The sequence below is a fragment of the Rhodococcus sp. G-MC3 genome (assembly GCF_030063335.1).
GTDB lineage: Bacteria > Actinomycetota > Actinomycetes > Mycobacteriales > Mycobacteriaceae > Rhodococcoides.
The window spans coordinates 153,328-170,218 of sequence record NZ_JASISW010000003.1 but is presented as its reverse complement, the minus strand read 5'-3'; the positions used below and the strand labels follow the sequence as shown (position 1 = coordinate 170,218).

The window sequence follows — 16,891 nt, the reverse complement described above, 5'->3', positions numbered from 1 at the left end:
GATGCTGGACTCTTGCTGTGAGGTTTCTGTGAGGAAAGCAGTGAAGACATAGCAGTGGAGACATGATGAAGTGGTACCCTGGTACCAGTCTAGATGACTAACGGACGAGCGCACCGTACCCGGCCAGCGACAAGACGGTGCATGGGAGTGTTGTCTCATGGCTTGGCTAATTTTGGTCGTCTCCGGGTTCCTCGAAGCAGTGTGGGCCACCGCGCTCGGCAAATCCGAAGGTTTTTCTCGCCCCATCCCGACCATCGTGTTCGGTGTCGCGCTCATTGCCAGCATGGGCGGGCTCGCATATGCGATGCGCACCCTTCCAGTTGGAACCGCCTACGCGGTCTGGGTCGGCATCGGCGCGACGCTCACCGTTGCATACGCGATGATCACCGGCGACGAGACTGCATCTTGGATCAAGGTCGCCCTGCTCATGGGCATCGTCGGGTGCGTTGTTGGGCTGAAGCTGCTGCACTGAGTGGTCGAGCGGTTACAGTAACTTCTATGAACTGGGTGTCCGCGATCACACTGCCCGCACGCGCTGGAATAGCTATTGCGGAGACCGCCCTGGAAGTGACGGGAGCAATACTCTCGACCACTCGATTCGCGTTGGAATCGGGCGTCGCGACGCCAGGCAACATCGGCAATATCGCGACGCTCACCAATCCCAAGGGCGGCACGATGCAGCTGCTCACTCAGCTCGGACAGCTCACCTCCGAAGATCGCGCACTCGGCAACGCCCTGCGCGAGGGCGGACCGCTGGACCGGCTGCTCGCGTCCGGCGGCGTCGTCGATCGGTTGACATCGGAGGAAGGAACACTCGATCGACTCCTTGCCGAAGGCGGCCCGGTCGATCGAGTCACGGCCACCGGTGGCCCACTCGACCGGCTGCTCGCCGAGGATGGCCCCTTGGAGCGGCTCCTCGCCGAGGGCGGACTTTTGGATCGCATCACTGCCGTCGACGGTCCACTCGAACGCCTCACCGCCAAGGACGGACCACTCGAACTGTTGACGCGCGAAGGCGGGATCATCGAGCGGTCGATCGCCGAGGGCGGACTGCTCGAAGAACTGCTGGCCGAGGGCGGCGCGGTCGAGCGGCTCACCGCCAAGGGCGGCCCGCTCGACCAGCTCGTCAGTCTGTCCGAAACGCTCGCTCAGTTGGCGCCGAACCTCGAACGCATGGGTATCAGCATCGATATTCTGCAAGATTCGGTCGAGATCCTGTCGCAGGCCGTCAATCCGCTCGGCGAGCTGGTCGGACGGCTGCCGAACCGCTGGCTCAAGGGTAAACAGACGGTCCACGAGCTTCAGTAGGCTACGCATGTGTGCGGAAATACGTCCCAGGTGACGTATTTCCACGCACATGTCATCGCAGGTGAGTCTCGAAAAACGAGAAAACTCGCCCGAACGCATCCTCGGCTTGCTTTCCGCGCCAACCCATTCCAGTGATCTTGACGAGCTTTCCGGCAATGCCTTCCGGTAACGCGTTGGCGAATCCATGGCTCGCACCGGGGTAAGTCTTGACGTCGTGCGCGATGCCCTTCGCGGACAACACTTTTTCGATCTTCTTGCCTGCACCGATCAGCGACGGATCGTTCTTGCCGTAGGAAGCGACAATCGGGCAGGCGCCGCCCAAGACCTCGTCGACCTTCTTGGGCGTGATGCCGTAGAACGGTGCGCTGGCATCGAACCCGTTGGGCGAGAGCAACAATGCGAAGCCGCCGCCCATGCAGAATCCGACGATGCCGACCTTGCCGGTTACGTTCTCCTGCGCCGCGAGGAACTCGCGCGCCGCCAGAAGGTCGTCGACAGCCACACCGCTCTGCCCCAGCAACGCGCGGAAAACGCCTGCCACACACTTCCTGGCACCTCCGCGCGTGTAGAGGTCGGGGGCGAGCGCGACGTAGCCCTTGTCGGCGAAGCGTCGGGCAATGTTCCTGATGTCCGGCGAGAGACCGAACACATCATGAACGATGACCACCCCGGGCCACTTCTGCTCGGAACCCACCTCTCCCGACGGAGTCTCGAGCACTGCATCGATCGGGCCTGCGGGTGTGTTCACCTGGATGTCAGCCATGGACGAAGGCTAGCTCAGGACCGCAAGCTTCGTGCGATCACAAGCCGCTGAATCTGGTTGGTGCCCTCGAAAATCTGGGTGATCTTGGCGTCGCGCATATAGCGCTCGACTCGGAAGTCTCGCGTGTAGCCGTACCCGCCGAAGACCTGAACAGCGTCGGTGGTCACCTTCATCGCGGCGTCGGTAGCGACGAGTTTCGCGACGGACGCGCCCCGCGAGTAGTCGAGGCCGGCGTCGCGCCTGCGGGCAGCATCGATGTAGGTGGCACGTGCGGAGTCGACGGCGGCTGCCATGTCAGCGAGCAAGAATCCGAGACCCTGGTGGTCGACGATCTTCTTACCGAACGTGGTGCGCTCGTTGGCATACTTGACAGCGTCGTCGAGAGCGGCCTGCGCAATTCCGACGGCCACTGCAGCGATACCGAGTCTGCCCGAATCCAGTGCACTGAAGGCGATCTGAAGACCCTGACCTTCCGTTCCGATACGACGCTCAGCGGAGACGAAGGCGTTGTCGTAGTTGGCCGAAGTGGTGGGCACGGCGTGCAGACCCATCTTCTCCTCGGGCTTGCCGAAGGACAGTCCCTCCTGACCCTTGGGGATCAAGAAGCAGGACACGCCCTTGGAACCCTCACCGGTACGCGCGAACAGATTGTAGAAGTCCGCGACGCCGCCGTGCGTGATCCACGCTTTGGCACCGTTGACGACGTAGCCGTCATCCTTGGGGGTTGCCTTGCAGGTCAGCGCGGCCGCATCGGATCCGGCCTGAGGCTCGGACAGGCTGTAGGCGCCGATCAGGTTGCCTGCGAGCATCTCCGGGAGCCACCGCTGCTTCTGCTCTTCGGTGCCGAAGGCGAGCAGCGGCGAACAGGCGAGGCTGTGCACGCTGACGGCCACCGCGACGGATGCCCAACGAGCAGCCAATTCTTCCAGTACCTGCAGGTAGACCTCGTAGGGCTGACCGCCGCCGCCCCATTCCTCGGGGAACGGAAGGCTCAGCAGCCCTGCCTCACCGAGCGTCGCAAAGACGCCGTCGGGGTAGGTCTCGCTCTTCTCGTGCTCGTCGACGATGGGATCGAGAACCTTGTCCGCTATGTCGCGGGTGAGCTGAATGAGGTCACGAGCCTCTGCGGTGGGCAGCAAGCGATCGACGGGCATAAATGAACTCCTGACAGTACTGGGGACTCTTCGACAGTACTGCACACAGTACTGGCGAGGCTAGTGCAGTACTATCTACCGGCATGACTGCCGCTCATGCGACTGCGCGACGTGCTCAACTGTTCGACGAGTTGGTCTCCCTCTTTCTCGCCGAGGGCTTTACCCATCTGACTCTCGACGACATCGCCGCACGTCTGCGCTGTAGCAAGTCCACGCTGTACACCCTCGCGGGGAGCAAGGAGCAGTTGGTGCGGGCCGCGACCGTGCACTTCTTCCGAGGCGCTACAGAACGGGTGGAGTCGTCCATCGTCTCCACCGTCGGCACTGCCGGGCGGCTCACCGCGTACCTGTCGGCCGTGGGCGCCGCGTTGCAACCGGCGTCCCGGCAGTTCATGGACGATCTCGCGGCGTTCGCACCAGCCCGTGAGGTATACGAGCAGAACACCGCCTTCGCGGCAAAGCGAGTGCAGCAGCTGATCGACGACGGCGCAGCCGCAGGCGACTTCCGCAGCGTCCATGCCGCTTTCGTCGCCGACGTCGCGGCGACGACGATGGCACGTATCCAGACCCGAGAAATCGCGGCTCGGACGGGGTTGGACGACTCTCAGGCCTATGCCGAGTTGGCCGCGCTACTGACCACAGGGTTAACGGCAGGAGGCATCACGGCTGGTTCCCGATCCTGAGCTGAAGCTCGATCAACAACCGATCATCTGGGTCGCTCAGATCCGCACCGAGGATCTGCTCGACGCGTTTGATTCGGTACCGCAACGTATTCGGGTGCACCCGAAGCTCCTCGGCGGCGGCCCTGACATCGCCGAAGTGCGCAAGATAGACCCGCAGACTGCCGGTCATCGTCGACGCGTTCTTCGCGTCGTACTGCCGAAGGCTCTCGATTCGTGGATCGTGTAGGTGCTCGTGGTTGGCGACGAGTTCGACGATTTCGCCGAGCAACACCGAAGTCCTGGACTCGGCTAGCGTCGTCACCCGCAGGTCGCCTGTCGTTCGATCCAGGACTCGGTCCACTTCGAATCGTGCAGCGGCGACGTCGGACAACGCGGCGACCGGGGCGACCAAGGCCGCGCGCAACGCGATACCCGTCCGTTGTTCGATTCGCACGATCGCCTCTCGCGTCCAGGATTCGAGCGAGCGCACCGCGATCTCTCCAGGAAAGAGCACGTAGATCCTGCCTCCGAGCGCCGTCGCCAACGAACTTCGATGAAATGCGCTGGCGTGCAGCCGTATCGGAGCCGAGAATGGTGCGACCTCCTCGTCCCCGATGGCGGCGAATCCGATGACTGCTGCGGGTCCTGAATCCGAGATCGACAGCGCCGCAGCCAGCGACGGCACGTCCACGCGTCCGCCGCGAGCACCGAGCAGCCGCTGAATCTGCAGTGCTTCGTTGGTCGGGGCGTCGCGATTTCGCTTGATCAATCTCGCGGCGACCGCCGCCGCTCCGCGCAGAACCCCGTCGGCGTCGGCCGAGATCGGCTGCTGCCCCTCTTGGATCCAGATGGAGCCGAGCGTGGTGACCGCACCCGTGGCGTCGGGAATGGATCTGATGCCCACGACGAGCCGTCGCCGAATACGCAGCGTCTCGTCCGCGGGCACTTCGACGATGTCGTCACTTCGCCTGATCCGGTCGAAGACCCCCCACTCGTCGAGGCGCCGAAGATAATCCGCCGGTCCCTCACGGCCGAGTATCGACAGTGTTCGCAGCTCGTCGGCGGCGTCGTCCGCGGCCGAATACGCGAGAACGTGCGAGCGCTCATCCTCGATACTCACCATCCCTTTGGTCAGGGTGGCGATCGTGCGTGCAAGCCCGTAGAGGTCAGTGTCGTCGCCGACAGGGTCGAGAGGGGTGCGCACAACCGAGTGATCGAGCACCCCTCGGATCATCGAAAGTAGCCGCTCCCAACGAGCTTGGGTATGCACGGACAAGAGCGCGATACCGCACTGCCGCGCAGCGTGATGCGTCGCGACAGTGACGCCCTTGACCATTACTGCGCGTGGCCGATCACCCGAAGCGCGGAGTGCCAGCTCGTCCAGCCATGCCACGACCTGAGCGTCGGGGACGCCGACTACGAGACACAGGTCTGCCGTTGCCTGGGTATCGGCCAGATCGGCCGCGTCCAGCAGGCTGACCGATCTGATCGAGACCTCGGGGCCGGGAGGTACGAACACAAGCTCGACGAACGCGCCGTGAAGCGCGCTCGAGACCGCGCCGAGTGGTACCCCTTCATCCATCTGACCAAGTCAACCACAGAATCTTTGGCCGATCGGAAGAATACTTGCACTCGCAATCCGACTTCAATGATGGCAACCAGTCGAGAAAGAAGGACCAGCATGGACGCCGTCACCTCGGTACCGACCCCGACCAACGAGCCAGTCAATTCCTACGCCGCCGGCAGCCAGGAACGAAGCCGCCTCAGGATCCAACTCGACGCATTGCAGTCGAACCCGACGGAGATTCACCAGGTCATCGGGGGCGTCCACCGAGTTGCCGCCGGGTCGCGTGAGAACGTCGTCGAGCCTCACCGGCATTCGTCCGTCATCGGTAGCTTCGCCAATGCCACGCATGACGATGTCCGCGATGCCATCGAAGCAGCCTCCGCGGCAGCAGCGGGCTGGCGCGACCTTTCCTTCGACGACCGTGCAGCAGTCTTCCTTCGCGCGGCCGATCTGCTCGCCGGGCCCTGGCGCGAAAAGATCGCCGCAGCCACGATGCTCGGGCAGTCGAAGTCCGCGTACCAGGCCGAGATCGACGCCCCGTGTGAGCTCGTCGACTTCTGGCGCTTCAATGTCGCGTTCGCCCGTCAGATCCTTGCCGACCAGCCTGTGTCCTCGCCGGGTGTGTGGAATCGTGTGGAGTATCGGCCGCTGGAAGGGTTCGTTTACGCGATCACGCCGTTCAACTTCACCGCCATCGCAGGCAACCTGCCCACCGCACCTGCACTGATGGGCAACACCGTGCTGTGGAAGCCGTCGCCGACGCAATCTGTTGCCGCATACCTGACCCTGCAACTGCTCGAAGCCGCAGGATTGCCGCCCGGCGTCATCAACCTCGTACTCGGTGACGGGCCTCTGGTCTCCGAGGTCGCACTGAACGACCCCCGCTTGGCCGGGATCCATTTCACCGGATCGACGGCGACCTTCCAGCACTTGTGGCGCGAGGTGGGAAGCAACATCTCGAACTACGACACCTACCCGCGGCTCGTCGGCGAGACCGGCGGCAAGGACTTCGTTCTCGCACATTCCTCGGCGGATCCAGAGGTTCTGACGACGGCTCTCATCAGGGGAGCTTTCGACTACCAAGGCCAGAAATGCTCGGCAGCATCGCGGGCATTCGTGCCGAAGTCCGTCTGGTCGAAGATGGGCGATCCCTTCGTCGAGCAGGTCTCGCAGCTGAAGTACGGTGACGTAACAGACTTGTCCAACTACGGCGGTGCCGTCATCGATCAGCGGGCGTTCGATCGCAATTCGGCTGCCCTCGATCGCGCGAAGTCGACGCCGAGCCTCACCATTGCGGCCGGCGGAACGTGTGACGACACCGAAGGCTACTTTGTCTCCCCCACAGTTCTTCTCGGCGACGATCCATCCGACGAAGCCTTCAGCACCGAGTACTTCGGGCCGATCCTCGCGGTGCATGTCTACGACGATTCTGCCGCCAATTCCTATGCCGACATTCTGAAGAAGGTCGATGCGGGCTCGAAGTACGCGCTCACCGGAGCCGTGATCGCCCAGGATCGCATCGCGGTCGCCGAGGCGCACAAGGCGTTGCGTTTCGCTGCAGGCAACTTCTACATCAACGACAAGCCGTCGGGTGCCGTCGTCGGGCAGCAGCCGTTCGGCGGGGCCAGGGCATCCGGAACCAACGACAAAGCCGGTTCACCGCAGAACTTGCTCCGCTGGGCGTCGGCTCGAACGGTCAAGGAGACTTTCGTGCCGCCGACAGCGCATGCCTACCCGCACCAAGACGGAGATGGATCCAAGTGACCACTGTTCTGAGCAATCCGCTGCGTCCTGCGCTGTTGGCGGCAGCGCGATCGCCTCGGCTCGGGGCAACCATGAGCAAGATGCGGATCACCAGGCAGCTGGTCGACCGGTTCGTCGCCGGGGAGTCCGAGCCCGACGCCGTCGCCGCGGTCGCATCTCTACTGGCGTCCGGCCGATTCGTCTCGGTGGACTATCTGGGCGAGGACACCACCGATGCGGCGCAGGCTTCGGCGACCGTCGACGCGTATCTGTCGCTCCTGCACGCATATTCGGCTCTCGACGCCGGCGAGCGAGCGTTGGAGGTGTCGGTGAAGTTGTCGGCTCTGGGTCTTGGAATCGACAGCTCACTGGCATTGGAGAACGCGCGGATCATCTGCAGTGCAGCCGACAAGGCCGGAGTGTGGGTGACGGTGGACGCCGAAGACCACACCACTACGGATTCTGCCCTGTCCATCGTTCGCACTCTGCGGCAGGATTTTCCGGATCTGGGGACTGTGTTGCAGGCTTACCTAAAGCGCACCGAGGCCGATTGCCGCGAGTTCTCGGGCCCTCGGTCACGGATTCGGTTGTGCAAGGGCGCCTACAACGAGCCGCCATCGGTTGCATTTCAGAAGCCTGCCGACGTTTCGGATTCGTATGTCCGGTGTCTGCAGGTGCTGATGGACGGTCAAGGGTATCCGATGGTCGCATCGCATGATCCCGAGATGATCGACGCGGCAGACCGTTTCGCCGTCCACACCGGCCGCTCGGTCGATTCGTACGAATATCAGATGCTCTACGGAATCCGCGACGCCGAGCAACAACGTTTGGTCGGCGACGGCAAGCATGTAAGGGTGTATGTGCCGTACGGGAACCAGTGGTACGGCTACTTCATGAGGCGGCTCGCGGAGAGGCCCGCGAATCTGATGTTTTTCGTGAGGTCGCTCGTGTCGAGGGGGTAGCCGGGCTGGTAGTCGGTCGAGGGACCGCCGGTGACTCGGTGGTTGCTTGCCGTCCCGACAGTGCTGTACACCGCCGGTGTCGTGGACTGCTGCGCATTTCAGGCCCGCGGCATCGTCAGAAGGGTGGGGGTTCGGCGTTCTTGCGGAGCTTTCGGATGGTCTTATGCTCACGAAGTCGTCGGCGTAGCAGTCGGATTCGGGTGCGGGCATCGTCTGTTTCCGCGGCGCGTTGATCGGCTGCGGTCGGCTCCGGTGTGTCAGCGGGCATGTGTCTCTCCCACCAGGTGAGAGCATGTATATCCAGTTCCGGATCGACGGCTTTGCGGCGGCGCTTGCGGCTGCGCGGAGGAGTAGGGCAGCCGAGTTCGGGGAGGCTGATCGCGCGAATTCCGGCGCGGCTGGTCCACAGGATCGCACCCCCGGCCAGATACGCGATGGTCCAGTTTCTCGATGTCTTCAGTTGATGGTGACCCCCGCAGGCAGGATGCAGATTCGTCTCGATACTCCACCCACCGCGCGAAGGACTGTCGTGGTCGAAGGGCACAATGTGGTCGAGTTGGCAGCGTGTCGAGGGGATTTCGCATCCCGGATGGGTGCAGCGCCGGTACGTCATACGTACTCGTGCGGCGACTGCAGTGGATGGCGTGTAGGTCAGCGCACCTGCAGGAGGCCTGGCCAGTCCGCCGTGGCCGTCAGGAAAAATTCCGTTCGCGAGTGCCGGGTCTCTATCGATCGCAGAGAGTAGCGCCGCGATCGCGTGTGCTCGGACAGCGCCGTTGACCGTCCCACTGGTCGAGGCCGGCGGCCGATTCGGGCTGCCGGGAGTGCGCTCAGGTCTGGGTGGGACCGTCGCCGCCGGGCGGATCCGGCCGCGATACAACAGCCGCGGAACCCTGATCCCGCCCTTCGACGTCGGGCCGGCGGACTCAGCTTCGGCGGGCTCGGCATCCGTGGGCTCCACATCAGCGGGCTCGGCACCGGCGGGCTCGGCGTCGTTGCTCTCGGCACCGGCAGGCTCGGCACCGTTGTTCTTCGCATCGCCCTTGCCAGGCGTGGCGGCATTTTTTGCATCTTGCATATCGGTACGCTCTGCGTCGGGGTTATCGGCAGACTCAGCACCAGCTGACCCCGACTGTGCACCAGCTGATGTCGCGTTCGCGGGATTAGCGGTATCAGCCTTCGCACCGCCCGCCTTCGCACCGCCCGCCTTCGAGCTGCTCGGCTTCGACTGTCCAGCTTGTGAATCCCCGGCCTTCCCGGCACCGAATGGTGCTGCGTAACTGTTACCCGCACCGTCTTCCGGGTTGGTATCGGTGTTGTCGCTTCCATGTGCAGCGAGGGCAGTGATCAGTTCGGTCAGCAACCCCTGCCACCGCGCATCCTCGGCCAAAACCCGAGCCACCTCCGAATCGAGCGGAGTGCCATCCGCCAAACGAGCTGGTGTCGAAGTCAATCCAAGCAACGTCTCCACATCGATCACGATCTGCAGCAAGTGCCCACGCCGTCCATCGGAGCGATCGGCCACCCCGAACTGCGGGCAGTTCTCGCCCAGATCGCACCTGCATTCGAGGGCATGCTCCCCGTGAATCAACGCCAACAACCCATCGGCACGCAACGACTTCGCAGACCGCGGATCCTGCGCGCACACAGTCCCCGCGATTTCTTCCACCAACTCGTCGGCTTCGGCACCCTCGATGTCGGTCAGCGTCGCCTCGAGCATCGAAGTCCCGTCACCCTCACGTTTGATCGATACCCCCCGAGCACCCTTGACCGCAGTACCCTTCGCCGCCGACGCTTCCGCCTCGTCGAGCTCCGCCCAGAGCGCCCACAATTCCAGCCTCAACGACCGAGGCCCCAAGAATTCCGCTGCAGCGACCGCCTCGAACTCGAGTGCCTTGATCGTCGCATCGCACGCTTTACCCAACACCTGCGCGATCACCTGCGTCCGTGCCCAATCGAGGTTGCCGTACACGAACCGCACCGACGTCAATGGCAACCGGTCCAATGCCGACCCCACCTCCACGAACGGGCTCGCCACTTTCTGCGACACGTTGAGCCCCGCCGCGACCTCGCACACCACCGACCGCATCACCGTCGCCGGATCGTCGCCCTCGTCCTCACCGGCAGCAAGACGGATCTCGGCCACTTCGCATGCCGACTCCACCACCTTCGCCCGCGCGATGTTCTCCGCGACCCGGCTGCGCGCCGAAAACCCCAATAGTCCTGCCGCGACTGCGTCATCGACAACCCGCGAGCAAGCAGCATCGACACCCACTTCACCACTCGCGACGTCCCCCGCCGAAACCCCCGTATCGAACATACTTTCGAATATACGCCGGAGGTCCGACAAGAACTCGCGGCATGCCCCCACAGCCGCCGCCAACGCGAGGCTAGAAATCGCACGGCAACACGTGCGGGCCAGGACTAATTCAGCTAGCCTCGACGACGATGACCACCGGGACGGCCCTGCGCCACACACAGATCGGTTACCCGGCGCCCTTTTGAGCGCCACACGGGCCGGCAAGGGCCTACAGCTCGATCCAGCATCTCTCGCAGTTGCGCGAGCCCCACCCCTTTCGTGTTGATTGAAAACATTTGAAAAATCAACTACGACAGGAGACTTCATGATTACCAAAACTCTGAACATTCCCACTGACGACGGTCGAGCCGACGCATTCGCCGCCTTCCTCGACGACGGCGAGCGGCACCCTGGGGTGCTGATGTACACGGACGCCTTCGGCGTGCGACCTGTACTCGAGAAAATGGCCTGCGATCTGGCCGAGAACGGGTACTTCGTACTCGTCCCCAATCTTTATTACCGGCATGGTCCGGCACCGGTTCTCGAACTTCCAGAACACATTGGAGAAGAGATCCGGCCGGCGGTCATCGGTCAGCTGATGCCTTTGATCGAGACGCACACCACCGAGCGCGCTCTGCGAGACGCCGACGCCTACCTCGGCTTCCTCACCACCCAACCCGAGGTCAGCGATGGTCCGTTCGCGGTTGTCGGCTACTGCATTGGTGCCGCCTTGGCGATCCGGACCGCAGCTGCAAACCCCGACCAGGTGGCCGCCGTCGCTGGATTCCACCCAGGCTTCCTGGTAACCGACGAGTCCGACAGCCCACATCGACTCGTCTCCAAGGTCGCCGCTCAGGTCTATCTGGGCCTCTCCGAAAACGACATGTCACTCGAGGCGATGAACGAGCTCACCAAAGCCTTTGACGCCGCGGGGGTTGGCTACACCACCGAGATCTATCCCGGCACCATCCACGGCTACAGCATGTCCGACACCGATGCTTTCAACCCCTCCGCACTTCAGTGCCACTGGGACCGACTGCTCCCGCTGCTCGCCGGCACCCTCGTCGACAGCTGAAAGTCCGGATCGAAAGTCGAACCTCGAACTAGGACAGCTTCCCAAATGCGTACTGCCAGGCGCGGTCCCGCATTGTCGCGCTTCGTCGTCGTACCCGCGCAGTTCCATGCCCAACTCGAACCTGACACTTCACTTCCGTCGGTACAACCGCTCCGGCCGCCCGACGTTCCCGTAGTCCAACGACACCGTGACCCGCCCGATGCCTGAGAGGTACTCGAGATATCGTCGCGCACTGGAGCGCGAGATCCCCGACCTCTCGGACATGTCGGTGGCCGAGATCGGCGCGTCCACACCGCGGAGCGTCGATTCCACCAATACCAGCGTCTCACGCGAAAGCCCCTTGGGCAGATCTGCTTCCGCGCCCGACACGCCGAAGGCCTTGTCCACTGCTGCCTGCTCGGCTTCATCGGTAGCACCCAGACTCTGCCGCGTTGTCCGGTATTGATCAAGGCGCGCTTGCAGTACCGAGAATTTGAACGGTTTGATCAGGTAGTGCACGACCCCGCTTCGAAGAGCCTTCTGCACCGAAGCGACCTCACGCTCGCTGGTGATGACGAGAATGTCGACGTCGGGCGCCGATTCGCGAAACGCGGAGATCAAATCGAGCCCACTGGCGCCGGGGAGGTGAACATCGAGCAAGATGAGATCCGGCCGCAGCGAACCGACGGCTTCGACAGCCGCCTCAGGGCTGTGCGCGATACCGCACACCTCGAAACCCTCTGTCTTGCCGACAAACCCGGAATGAACCTTGGCGACCATGAAATCGTCGTCGACCACCAGAACGCGTATCACCTGAAAAACTCCATCATTGCAACTCCTCGACGTAGGCACGGAACACGGTCCACTCGCCGTCCGAGCTCACCGAGACGTCCCCGCCCCGACGTCGGCAGACCAGCCGCACGAGCGCCAGACCGAATCCATGACCGGTATTCGCCGAACCTTTTGTACTCCAACCTTGTTCGAAAATCTTTCCTCGGTCGCCCTGCGCGACCCCCTTGCCGTCGTCGAGCACCCTGATCTCGATCTGCCGGTCATCCTCCCGGAGTGAGATTCGCACTCTGCCCTCGCATGCGGTCACGGCATTGTCGACGAGATTACCGAGCACGGTGCACAGGTCACGGGAGAGGGCTCCGCCGTGGGGACCGAGCGTCGAACCGTCATCGATGGACACCACTACCGAACGATGGGCAGCCGCACCGATCTTCGCGATCAGGAGCGCTGCGACGCTGACGTCGGACACCGAATCGGTCACCGCGGAAGTGGCGTCGTCCCGCCTGGCCGTCAACCCATCGACGTAGCGCACCACCTCGTCGTACTCCTGCAACTGCACAAGCCCTGAGATGGTGTGGAGCTGATTGTCGAACTCGTGAATGTGTTCACGTAACGCCGTCGAGCTGGTTTTCGTCACGCCGAGTTCCTCTTCGACGTCGGTGAGTTCGGTGCGGTCACGGAACGTGGTGACGGTACCGACCGCTCTACCCTTGGACACGATCGGAACTGTGTTGAGGACGAGAACCCGGTCCCCGACCAAAACGATCTCGTCGGCTGTGACCTCGATGCCGACCAGGACGTCGCGAAGTCGATCGGTCAACCCGAGTTCGTCGACCGTGCGCCCTTTGCTTCCTCGTTCGATTTGTAACAGGTCGTGTGCACTCTCGCTCATCAACAACACGCGCCCATGCGGATCCAGTGCGATGACGCCTTCCTTCAATCCGCGGAGCATGGCTTCGCGTTGGCCGACGAGGTCGAGGATCTCGCTCGCTTCCATGCCGAGCGTCTGCCGCTTCACTCGCCGGGCCAACAGCACCGACCCAACACCGCCCAGCACCGATGCGACGGCAAGGTAGACGATCAGGTTCGGCGCGGCCTGCAGGAAGCGGTCGAACGCCGACGGGTAACGATCACCGACCACTGCCGTCCCGACGAGTGTGCCGGTGTCGTCGAGCACGGGTACGTGCGCCTCGACAGCTTTCCCGAAGGACGTATCAGTCAGCCCGACCGTCGACCCACGAGCAGAAGACGGGGACTCCGAACCGACCTGTTCTGGCACCGTCGACAGCACAACAACACCGTCCACACCGGTGAGCTGAGCGTAGTCGAGTCCGGAGACCGCACGAACCGACTCCACCGCGCTCTGCAGTCCGGTGCGGATACGCGGCTGCGCCGAAGGCAACAACTGACGTACGACGGGATTGGCAGCCAGCGTCTCCGCAGCCGATTGTGCCCGCCGGCCCGCGTCACGCTGAAAGGCTGCCGACGATTGAGCGAGGGACAGGCCACCGATCGCAACGAGAACAACCACCACGATGAGCAGCTGCAATCTGAGCAGCTGGGTGGCGAGCGTGGTTCTGCGCACCAATGGACCCTACGTCGGGGTAGCCGAGGCAAATGCCGAATCCGTACGACCACAGTGACGAAAGACTGTGAGCACAATGGACACAATAGAAACTGTGGCCGCAAGGGTGACCACAGTCACAAAGTGTTGTTCACTTCGAGGGTGCCCACAATGAAGCGTCGAAACGCAGCAAGCGCCCTGTGCGTCTCGCTGGCGATACTCGTGGGTGGATGCTCTTCGGAACCGGCCGTGTTCTCCGGTTCCGAGGGCAACGCGCGCGTCCGTTTCGTGGTGCCCTCCGATGCAGGCGGTGGTTACGACCTCACCGCTCGTAATCTCACTCAGACTCTCGCAACCGATGACACCGATTACGACGTCGTCGTGCTTCCCGGATCGGGAGGCGTCGTCGGGCTCGGTCGCTTGGCTCTCGAGGTCGGCAATCCCGATCTCGCGATGGTCATGGGCTTGGGGTTGATCGGCGCGTTGGAGACGACCATCTCGGACCGCTCGATCGCAGACGTGGCACCCATCGCGAAGCTGCTCGAAGAACCCGAAGTTGTTCTGGTCCCCGCGAGCTCACCGTTGCAGACCATGTCGGATCTTGTATCCGCCTGGCGCGCCGATCCTGCCGGACTCAAGTTTGCCGGTGGTTCGGCAGAGGGCGGCCCGGATGGTTTGTTCCGTGTACTGCTCGCGCGAGCAATCGGCGTCGACGCCGAGGCGTCGTACTATCGACAGTTCGAAGGGGGCGGACAATTGCTGCCCGCTCTGCTGACCGGCGACATCGACGTCGCGACGACGGGCGTCAGCGAATACCTGGATCAAATCACGGCGGGAACCGTTCGTGCACTTGCGATCAGCACCGCCGAGCGAGTCGAGGTGATCGATGCCCCGACGGCTCGCGAAGCCGGAGTCGATGTCGTCTTCGCGAACTGGCGCGGCCTCCTGGCTCCGCCGGGCCTCACCGACGAGCAACTCGATGTCTGGACCGACCGCATCCGAGATCTCGACGACTCGGCCGCCTGGCAGGACGTCCTCACCCGCAACGGATGGCGAAGCTCCATCCTGACCGGCGACGACTTTGCTGAATTCATCAGCGAACAAGCAGCATTCGTGCACGAGACCCTGCCCGTCTCGTCCCACAGCTGATCTCTCCACATCAACCTGCTCGTACAAAGGAGTACTCCCATGCTCGTGATACTGGGCTTCCTCATGGTCGCCGTCTTCATGTATTTGATTCTCACGAAGCGCGCAACGCCTGTCGTCGCACTGACGTTGGTACCGGTGGCATTCGGTCTCTTCGCCGGCGCCGGGCTCGGTATCGGCGACATGATCACCGACGGCATCAAGACACTTGCGCCCACCGCGGCCTTGCTGTTCTTCGCGATCATCTTCTTCGGAATCATGATCGACGTCGGACTGTTCGATCCGCTGGTCCGCGGCATCCTCAAAGTGGTTCGCAACGACCCCATGAAACTCGTGCTGGGAACTGCGATCCTCGCCATGGTCGTCTCGCTCGACGGTGACGGCTCCACCACGTTCATCATCGTCACCTCTGCACTGTTGCCGTTGTATCTCAAACTCGGTGTGAGCCCGGTGATCCTGACGGTCGTCGCCGGCCTCGCCAACGGCACGATGAACATCATCCCGTGGGGCGGCCCGACGGTTCGCGCTGCTTCCGCGCTCGGCATCTCCCCCTCCGACGTCTTCATCCCGATGGTGCCCTCGATGATCGCCGGACTCGTCATCGTCCTGCTCTTCGCCGTACACCTGGGCATCATGGAGCGTCGCCGCATCGGCGCACTCGTCTACGAGCCCGAGTTGGTCGCCACCGGCGGTGGCTCGACCAGCAAGGGCGGCCGCGGTAAAAAGGGCAGCGGTGAAAACGGCAGCGGCAAGAACGGCAGCGGCACGTCCGGCGGCGACGCAAAAGGCGAGTCGGGACAGTTCTTCGACGGCCTCGATCCCGAACGCCCCACCCTGCGCCCGAAGCTGCTGTGGTTCAACGCTGCTCTGACGGTTTCGCTTCTCGTCGTCCTCGTCATGGACATCCTGCCGATCCCGGTTCTGTTCATGATCGCCGCGTCGATCGCGCTGACCGTCAACTTCCCCCGCGTCAAGGAGCAGGGCGAAGCCATCTCCCGTCACTCCTCGTCGATCGTCTCCGTCGTCGCCATGGTTCTCGCTGCTGCAGTACTGACCGGAGTCTTCCAGGGAACCGGCATGGTCGAGGCCATGGCCGAGTGGCTGCTCAACGTCATCCCCTCCGCGATGGGCCCCTACCTCGCCGGCATCACCGGGGTTCTGAGCATGCCGCTGACGTTCTTCATGACCAACGATGCCTTCTACTTCGGCATCCTCCCGGTTCTGACGGAAACTGCTGCGCAGTACGGCATCGAGCCTGTCGAAATGGCTCGTGCCTCGATCACCGGCCAGCCGGTCCACCTCCAGAGCCCGCTGGTGCCGGCGATCCTGCTCCTGGTCACCCTCGCCGGTGTCTCCCTCGCCGATCATCACAAGAAGGTGCTCTGGCGAGCCGCGGTCGTCTCGCTGACCATGCTGGTCGTGGGTATCGCCCTCGGACAGATCCCCTTCGGCTGATCCCGACCCACTACTGAAAAGAGTTCATCATGACCGTCGCCGTCGTACACAATCAATCCGACGAGGGCCGCTCCGCACTCGTCGCGGGCGTCCGAGAGGCACGCACCCGCGCTACCGATCTCGTTGTGGTACATGCACTGTCGGGCTCCCCTGACCCGGGGGCTCAGGCCCAGGAAGTTGCGGCTGTGCAAGTTGCAGTGCGTGCCGTCGCCCCCGATGCCCGCGTCGAGGCCGCGCAACCCGATCCCGACTCGACGTCGACCCTTCTCGCGTTGATCGACAAGGTCGACGCCGAACTCGTGGTCATCGGATCTCGTCACCGCAGTGCCGTCGGCAAGTTCTTGATGGGCCAGACTGTGCAGCGACTGCTGCTCGAGATTCCGGTGGAAATTCTTCTCGTGAAGTCTCGCTAGTTTCTGGGT

15 protein-coding genes and 1 riboswitch are annotated in these 16,891 nt (G+C 63.2%); of the genes, 9 read left to right on the top strand and 6 right to left on the bottom strand.

The genetic code is table 11. The annotated features are described in order from the left end of the window. The first annotated feature begins 82 nt into the window (after positions 1-82). A riboswitch (guanidine-III (ykkC-III) riboswitch) is annotated at positions 83-144 on the top strand. A gap of 13 nt (positions 145-157) precedes the next feature. Then, a complete protein-coding gene (locus tag QMK17_RS04295) occupies positions 158-472 on the top strand; it encodes a DMT family transporter (RefSeq protein ID WP_283507202.1) in 315 nt (104 codons plus the stop codon). A 26-nt stretch (positions 473-498) separates the two neighbouring features. Continuing rightward, the gene (locus tag QMK17_RS04290; RefSeq protein WP_283507201.1) at positions 499-1,308 is read left to right on the top strand and encodes an ABC transporter; all 810 of its coding nucleotides are present in this window, start codon (positions 499-501) and stop codon (positions 1,306-1,308) included. A gap of 52 nt (positions 1,309-1,360) precedes the next feature. On the opposite strand, the gene QMK17_RS04285 is transcribed toward QMK17_RS04290, so the two are convergent. Both QMK17_RS04285 and QMK17_RS04280 read right to left on the bottom strand, forming a co-directional pair. Continuing rightward, positions 1,361-2,071, bottom strand: a complete 711-nt coding sequence (locus QMK17_RS04285; protein WP_283507200.1) for a dienelactone hydrolase family protein — start codon at positions 2,069-2,071, stop codon at positions 1,361-1,363. Positions 2,072-2,085: 14 nt separating this feature from the next. Beyond that, positions 2,086-3,225, bottom strand: coding sequence for an acyl-CoA dehydrogenase family protein (locus QMK17_RS04280; RefSeq protein WP_283507199.1), 1,140 nt, complete (start codon positions 3,223-3,225; stop codon positions 2,086-2,088). Between the two features lie 83 nt (positions 3,226-3,308). On the opposite strand from QMK17_RS04280, the gene QMK17_RS04275 reads away from it, so the two are divergent. Further along, positions 3,309-3,908, top strand: a complete 600-nt coding sequence (locus QMK17_RS04275) for a TetR/AcrR family transcriptional regulator (protein ID WP_283507198.1) — start codon at positions 3,309-3,311, stop codon at positions 3,906-3,908. Here QMK17_RS04275 and QMK17_RS04270 read toward each other — a convergent pair. Then, entirely contained in the window at positions 3,886-5,469 is a 1,584-nt protein-coding gene (locus QMK17_RS04270) for a PucR family transcriptional regulator (protein WP_283507197.1), read from the bottom strand. The two genes, QMK17_RS04275 and QMK17_RS04270, sit on opposite strands and share 23 nt — an antisense overlap. Before the next feature lie 99 nt (positions 5,470-5,568). Between QMK17_RS04270 and pruA the strand changes: the two genes are divergently transcribed. Both pruA and QMK17_RS04260 read left to right on the top strand, forming a co-directional pair. Beyond that, a complete protein-coding gene (gene pruA / locus QMK17_RS04265) occupies positions 5,569-7,218 on the top strand; it encodes an L-glutamate gamma-semialdehyde dehydrogenase (RefSeq protein ID WP_283507196.1) in 1,650 nt (549 codons plus the stop codon). After that, positions 7,209-8,159 (top strand): proline dehydrogenase family protein, encoded by a 951-nt coding sequence (locus tag QMK17_RS04260; protein WP_283507322.1) that lies wholly within the window; start codon positions 7,209-7,211, stop codon positions 8,157-8,159. Before pruA ends, QMK17_RS04260 begins: the two co-directional genes overlap by 10 nt. A gap of 115 nt (positions 8,160-8,274) precedes the next feature. Here QMK17_RS04260 and QMK17_RS04255 read toward each other — a convergent pair whose 3' ends face one another. Continuing rightward, positions 8,275-10,479: an HNH endonuclease signature motif containing protein gene (locus QMK17_RS04255; RefSeq protein WP_283507195.1), complete on the bottom strand. Its 2,205-nt coding sequence runs from the start codon at positions 10,477-10,479 to the stop codon at positions 8,275-8,277. Positions 10,480-10,783: 304 nt separating this feature from the next. On the opposite strand from QMK17_RS04255, the gene QMK17_RS04250 reads away from it, so the two are divergent. Continuing rightward, positions 10,784-11,533, top strand: coding sequence for a dienelactone hydrolase family protein (locus QMK17_RS04250; protein ID WP_283507194.1), 750 nt, complete (start codon positions 10,784-10,786; stop codon positions 11,531-11,533). Positions 11,534-11,662: 129 nt separating this feature from the next. Here QMK17_RS04250 and QMK17_RS04245 read toward each other — a convergent pair whose 3' ends face one another. Beyond that, positions 11,663-12,325 (bottom strand): response regulator, encoded by a 663-nt coding sequence (locus QMK17_RS04245; protein WP_283507193.1) that lies wholly within the window; start codon positions 12,323-12,325, stop codon positions 11,663-11,665. 13 nt (positions 12,326-12,338) lie between these two features. Beyond that, positions 12,339-13,889 (bottom strand): sensor histidine kinase, encoded by a 1,551-nt coding sequence (locus QMK17_RS04240; RefSeq protein ID WP_283507192.1) that lies wholly within the window; start codon positions 13,887-13,889, stop codon positions 12,339-12,341. A 150-nt stretch (positions 13,890-14,039) separates the two neighbouring features. Here QMK17_RS04240 and QMK17_RS04235 point away from each other — a divergent pair, with 150 nt between their 5' ends. Genes QMK17_RS04235 through QMK17_RS04225 form a run of 3 tightly spaced genes read left to right on the top strand, consistent with a single transcriptional unit; the run spans position 14,040 to position 16,882 of the window. After that, positions 14,040-15,017 carry a Bug family tripartite tricarboxylate transporter substrate binding protein gene (locus tag QMK17_RS04235; protein WP_283507191.1) on the top strand — a complete coding sequence of 326 codons (978 nt, stop codon included), beginning with the start codon at positions 14,040-14,042 and terminating at the stop codon, positions 15,015-15,017. Positions 15,018-15,056: 39 nt separating this feature from the next. Then, positions 15,057-16,469 (top strand): CitMHS family transporter, encoded by a 1,413-nt coding sequence (locus tag QMK17_RS04230; protein ID WP_283507190.1) that lies wholly within the window; start codon positions 15,057-15,059, stop codon positions 16,467-16,469. Between the two features lie 29 nt (positions 16,470-16,498). Continuing rightward, positions 16,499-16,882, top strand: coding sequence for a universal stress protein (locus QMK17_RS04225; protein WP_283507189.1), 384 nt, complete (start codon positions 16,499-16,501; stop codon positions 16,880-16,882). Positions 16,883-16,891 lie beyond the last annotated feature (9 nt).